Genomic DNA, 1,994 nt, shown 5'->3' with positions numbered 1-1,994 from the left:
CAATAGAAGTTAATGTAACTATTGGGTGTTACGAAGTTAACCTGATTCATATTAAAGTTAATGAATTGACTTCAATGCCCGCGTTTTATTTAAAAGATCCACATCAATTTCCAAGACTTGCTCATACCTTGTCTTTCAATGATTATAACTTAGCAAGTATATGTGTTAATGTCACAGACTCTGTATCAGTAAATTATGAAGTTCCAACCTTTGCATTTGAGGATTCATTAAAAAAGCATATTGAATTGCTTACAAAATGTTTAACTGATCCAGTGGAGAACAAAAAAGAGCTTTTAAGAGAGTTCTTGGCCAGTTGGTATAGCTTAAATAATACAAAATTTAATGATGTTCTTTGTCTAGTAGATTCACCTGAATTTTGTAAATTAAAAGTTTATGCCCCTGAAGGGAAATACGGATTAAAAAGTAGCGTATTAGTTCACCCTGAAAATTATGATTTTGCAACAAAAGAACCTTTTTTTAAAATTCAGGTAGCTCAAAGAAAAAAGAGTCCTGATTTAGGTTGTATTCTCCCATTACCTAGTATTACCTCTATTCCATGGACTGCATCAGATCTACCTCAGTGGTTCTTGGAACATTTCGAACTATTAGATGCTAATATTAAAAAAAATTTCGTAACAACCTTCGCTCAAATTAGGAAGAATATATTTTGGGTAATCTTTAACATTGATACACCCTCAGGAAAATCTTGGTTTGGGCTAAAATTTCAAAATAAAAAATCTAAGGTAAACAAAACTTTTCCACTCAAATTAGAAAGCTTCACTGAATGGAATATAGAGGCGTGCTCAATTAAGTTATTTGATAAATCAAGCTTAATTCCACGTGGAGGTGCTTTTTGCGATCTTCAAGACAAACACGTTTTATTGGTAGGCTGTGGCTCTGTAGGTAGTTATATAGCAGACCAACTAGCATCATGTGGACTAGGCAGCCTAACGCTAGTTGATTCAGACACCATATCAATTGAAAACACATACAGGCATTACCTTTCAATCGATTACTTGCATTGGGAAAAAACTGTTGGATTACAGTTTAAAATTGCAACAAAATATCCTTGGATCAATATCAAACCTGTTAACGGATGTTTATTAGATTTTAGGAATGTTTCTATTTTGAATTCATTTGATCTAGTTATTATTGCAATAGGTTCTCCAACAAAAGAACGGATATTTCATGATTACTGTATTAAGAATGACGTAGAAACAGCCGTAATTAATACATGGACAGAAGGTTATGGAGTTGGTGGACATGCAGTTTTAGATATTCCCGAGCAAAAAGGATGCTTAAGATGTGCTTATGTGGATAATGAAAATTTATGCAGAGGCTTAGTTTCTAATCTTAATTTTTTAAAACCTAATCAAGATTTAACTAAAAATCTTTCAGGGTGTGGGAATGCCTTTCTACCCTATTCAAACTTATCTGCCATTCAGACTGCCATCATTACTACAGATATAGCCTTAAAATTTTTACAAAGCAAGATAACAGATTCTTCAAAGGTAAGCTGGAAAGGTTCTGATCTAGAAGCTTTAAATGAAAATCTAGAATTGACAGATCGTTATTATGTTTTTTCAAAATCATTGCTAATCACACCACTATTAAATCCAGAATGTGATATTTGTAATGAATGACCAATTAACCATTCATGTTTCTGACGCTACTATTCATATCAATTCAGACATCATTGAAATATGGGAACAGTATCGTCAAATTGCACCCGAATCCAAAGAAGCTTGCGGAATATTGATAGGACATCAAATTCAAGGTACTGAAGTCTTTCAACTAGAATTTGTTACTACTCCACAGAAACTAGACATTAGAACTAGATATAACTTTGTGATGAAAGATCCATTTCACCAGAAGTTTCTTGATAAAAAATATAAAGAGTCTAATGGTACATCTGTTTATTTGGGTACATGGCACAGTCATCCCCAAAACATACCAATTCAATCTACTATTGATGAGGAGGACTGGAAACATTG

General features: G+C 33.0%; 2 protein-coding genes. Both read left to right on the top strand.

Annotated features, from left to right (window positions below):
• Positions 1-1,643: ThiF family adenylyltransferase (locus tag HUN22_RS16740; protein WP_174731748.1), on the top strand; the 1,643-nt coding region annotated here is incomplete at its 5' end.
• Positions 1,636-1,994 (top strand): Mov34/MPN/PAD-1 family protein (locus HUN22_RS16735; RefSeq protein ID WP_174731745.1); only part of this gene is annotated, 359 nt, incomplete at its 3' end. The genes HUN22_RS16740 and HUN22_RS16735, both read left to right, overlap by 8 nt.

This window comes from Acinetobacter lactucae, assembly GCF_013344765.1.
In the GTDB taxonomy this organism is placed as follows: domain Bacteria; phylum Pseudomonadota; class Gammaproteobacteria; order Pseudomonadales; family Moraxellaceae; genus Acinetobacter; species Acinetobacter lactucae_A.
Note: the sequence above shows the minus strand (reverse complement) of the source record. Positions and strands in the feature narration are given on the sequence as shown.